Below are 3,414 nucleotides of genomic sequence, written 5' to 3' on the forward strand. Positions count from 1 at the left end.
AGAGACAGGCCCCGTCGGGCCCCGGGGAGGGGCGGGGGACCCGAATCCCCCGGGCCACCGGCCCGGGTGGGCGAGACCGTCACGGGCCCACCCGTGCGTACCGGTGGTGAGGGCATCGAGGCCGCGGATCTCGCGGCCCGGGTGGTCTCCGCCGGCCGGGAACTGTTGGCCCGCGCGGGAGCGGACCACGACCCGGTTCCGGCGGCCGTCTGCGTGGGCGCCGCCGGATTCGCGACGCTCGGTGCCGGTCTGCGCCGCGAACTGCCCCGCCTGTTGGCGGCCGGCTTCGCCAACGGCGGACGCCCGGGACCCGGCGCCCGACTGGTGTTGGCCGCCGACGCGGTCACCGGCTACGCGGGCGCGCTGGGTGAACACCCCGGGGTGGTGGTGGCCGCGGGCACCGGCATGATCGCCCTGGGCACGGACCTGCGCGCGTGGCGACGGGCCGACGGATGGGGACACCTGCTGGGCGACTGCGGGAGCGGTGCCTGGATCGGCCGCGCGGGGCTGGAGGCGGCGCTGCGCGCCCTGGACGGCCGTCCCGATGGTTCCCCGGAACTGTTGCGCCGGGCCGAGGAGGTGTTCGGACCGGCCGGGGAACTCCCCGCCCGGCTCTATCCGCGCCCGGATCGCGCCGCCGCGCTGGCGTCCTTCGCCCCCGCCGTCGCCCGCTGCGCCGCCGATCCGACCGGTGACCCGCGGGCCCGGCAGATCCTGCGCGAGGCGGCCCGGGAGATCGCCGCCACCGCCGAGGCGGCCCTGCCGGAATCACTGCGACCGGGTGGGGACGGCGTCGCGGGGGAACCCGCCCCGACCCTGGCCCTGACCGGAGGGCTCCTCCGGTTGGGTGAGGCGCTGACCGGGCCGCTGCGGGAAGAACTCGCGCGCCGATTGCCCGGGGTGCGGGAGGTCTCCCCGGCCGGGGACCCACTGGACGGTTCCCTGCTGCTGGCCGATCGCGCGGCCGGGGCCGGCCCCGCCCTCCCCCGGGCGGCGGGGCTGTTGGAGGTGCGGCTCCTGCCGTCGGTCCCTCCCGGGGACCGCTGAGAGGCTTCGGACGCACGCCCGGGTCCACCGGAACGCCCGCTCATTCGTGGTGGATTCACGAATCACCACATTCCCCCACCAAGGGGCGGTGGAGTGCAAGAGGGAGCCGACCCGGTCGAACAGAGCGCGCGCCCGGGCATTAACATGCGGCGATATGAGCACCCCCACTGGGCCGGCGTCGGGCCTGCCCGTACGAATGCCGCGACCGCGCCAGCCGGGACGTCACCGCCGTCCCGAGCCGGTGAGCGCCCCGGAAGGGGCGCCGGTCCTGGTCCTGGCGGTACCCGGTACCCCGTCCCCGGCGAGTCGTTCCCTCGCCGAGGAGGTGGTCAGCATCGCCCGCGCCGACCTCCCCGGGTTGAACGCCCGGATCGGTTTCGCGGAGGGGGAGGGTGAGGAGTTCCCCGGTTTGCAGGAGGTGCTGAGCCGGGTCGCGGCCGAGCGGCCGGAGGCCGGCGACGACCTGTCCCCGGCCGTGGTGGTCCCGCTGCTGGCCGGTCCGGACAGCTCGCAGTTGCGCCTGATCCGGCAGGCCGTGGTGAGCAGCGGCTCGGGTGCCGAACTGACCGATGTGCTCGGTCCGCACCCGCTGCTGGCCGAGGCCGTGCACGTGCGGCTGTCGGAGGCGGGCCTGGCCCGCGCCGACCGCGCGCGTCTGTTCACCGTCGCCACGGCAGCCGACGGCATCATCCTCGCCACCGTGGGCGGTGACGAGGCCGTGCAGGCCGCCGGCATCACCGGCATGTTGCTCTCGGCCCGCCTGGCCGTGCCGGTGCTGGCCACCGCGGTGGACACCGACGGCGCCATAGCGGCCACCGCCCGGCAGTTGCTGGACTCGGGGTCGCGTCAGTTGGCCCTCGCCCCGTGTCTGATCGGCCCGGAGGTCCCGGACGGGCTGCTGGCCGCCGCCGCCGAGGAAGCGGGATGCGCCGCCTCCGAGCCGCTGGGCTCCTACCCGGCCATCGGCAAGCTGGTGCTCTCGGCCTACGCCGGGAAGATCGGCCTCAACCCGAACCCGCAGCAGGCGGCGCCGGCCCGCTGATCCGTGCCGGCGGGGCCCGGTGGGCGACGGTCGTGACCGTCGCCCACCGGGCCCCGCGCGTTTCGTGGTGCCGCGGTCGTACCGCACGCCGCTCCGGCGGCGGGGCGGCCACGATCCCGGGCACGTATGCCACCGGAGCGGGCCGGACGGGCACCCGGCGTTCCCCCGGGTCCGCTGATCCCCCGGTGTTCCCCCACCTCGGATCCCACCCCGAAGCACTCGCCGGCCCGCCGGTCGTTCCCTTCCGAAGCCCTCGGGCCGCCGCGGCGCGACCACGGGCGTCGTCGGGCGCGGCGGGCTCGTTCAGGCGGTGCCGAGCGGGGTGCGCGGCGAGGCCCGGAGCGGCTCGGCGAGCCGGTGCACGGTGGCCTCCAGACCGTGCAGGTGGACCAGGGCCGGGTGGGACGCCGGACGCTCGCCGGCACCTGTGGTCCCCGGGCTCGCGCGCCGAACCCGGGGGTGTCGCGCCGGCCCGGTGGGCGGCGGGACCGGCAGAGCGCGCATGGCTTTCGCCACCCGGTCGCATGCCTCCACGAGCCGGGCGTCGGCGACCTCCCCCGGTGTCGCGGCCAGTCGGGCCAGGGCACGGGCCCGCTCGGCGCACTCGTCGAGCAGAACCGTCACCTCGCGGGCCCGCGCACGGCGGGCCCGCAGCGGGTTGAGTGGATGCAGGAGCGGGGCCAGGGAGAGTCGGGCACGGTCGAGGAGTGGCTCCAGTTCGGCGACCCGGCGGGCGGGATCGGCACCGGGGTCACCGGCCAGACGGCGGGTGGCCTCGCGCGCGGTGCCGTGCACCGCGTCCAGCGCCAGCAGGATCCAGCCGTGGGTGGCGGCGTGGGTGGTGACCGGGAGCACCAGGGCCACGGCGAGGGCCGCGGCCAGGGCGCCCACCCCGGTCTCCAGCAGACGCATGGCCAGCAGGCCGGCGCTGAGTTCGCCGAGCAGACCGTAGAGCAGTCCCACCAGGACGGTGACCGCGAACATCATCCAGGAGTAGGAGACCGGCGCTGCGTAGAAGATACCGAAGACGCAGACGGCCGCGAGCAGTGCCGTCGGCCAGGGGGCGCCGTCGAGCGGGAGGGCCAGGAGAACGCCCGCGACCACGCCGAGGACGGTGCCCAGGACCCGCCGGAAACCGCGCACCAGGGTCTCTCCCCTGGAGGCCGTGTTGACGAAGATCCACCAGGCCGCGCCCACCGCCCAGTACCAGCGCTCCGGGGAGAGGGGGATCCCCGCGGCCAGGGCCACGGCACAGGCGACGGTGGCCTGGTGGGCCTGGCGGGTGGTGGGCCGCAGGCGACCCGGGTGCGACGGGGGCACCGGCG

3 protein-coding genes are annotated in these 3,414 nt (G+C 76.6%); 2 read left to right on the forward strand and 1 reads right to left on the reverse strand.

The window, feature by feature from the left end; translation table 11 throughout:
* The first annotated feature begins 66 nt into the window (after positions 1 to 66).
* Positions 67 to 1,047 carry an N-acetylglucosamine kinase gene (locus FNQ90_RS16755; RefSeq protein WP_407699381.1) on the forward strand — a complete coding sequence of 327 codons (981 nt, stop codon included), beginning with the start codon at positions 67 to 69 and terminating at the stop codon, positions 1,045 to 1,047.
* Between the two features lie 154 nt (positions 1,048 to 1,201).
* Positions 1,202 to 2,089 carry a sirohydrochlorin chelatase gene (locus FNQ90_RS16760; protein ID WP_182607125.1) on the forward strand — a complete coding sequence of 296 codons (888 nt, stop codon included), beginning with the start codon at positions 1,202 to 1,204 and terminating at the stop codon, positions 2,087 to 2,089.
* Positions 2,090 to 2,392: 303 nt separating this feature from the next.
* Here the strand turns inward: FNQ90_RS16760 and FNQ90_RS16765 are convergent.
* The coding region (locus FNQ90_RS16765; RefSeq protein ID WP_182607126.1) for an FUSC family protein at positions 2,393 to 3,414 on the reverse strand (1,022 nt) is incomplete at its 5' end.

The organism is Streptomyces alkaliphilus, assembly GCF_014141535.1.
GTDB classification, from domain to species: Bacteria; Actinomycetota; Actinomycetes; order Streptomycetales; family Streptomycetaceae; genus Streptomyces; species Streptomyces alkaliphilus.

Bases quoted from the DNA above. Each gene is read 5' to 3' on its own strand.
- FNQ90_RS16760 (WP_182607125.1), top strand. From the start codon at position 1,202: ATGAGCACCCCCACTGGGCCGGCGTCGGGCCTGCCCGTACGAATGCCG.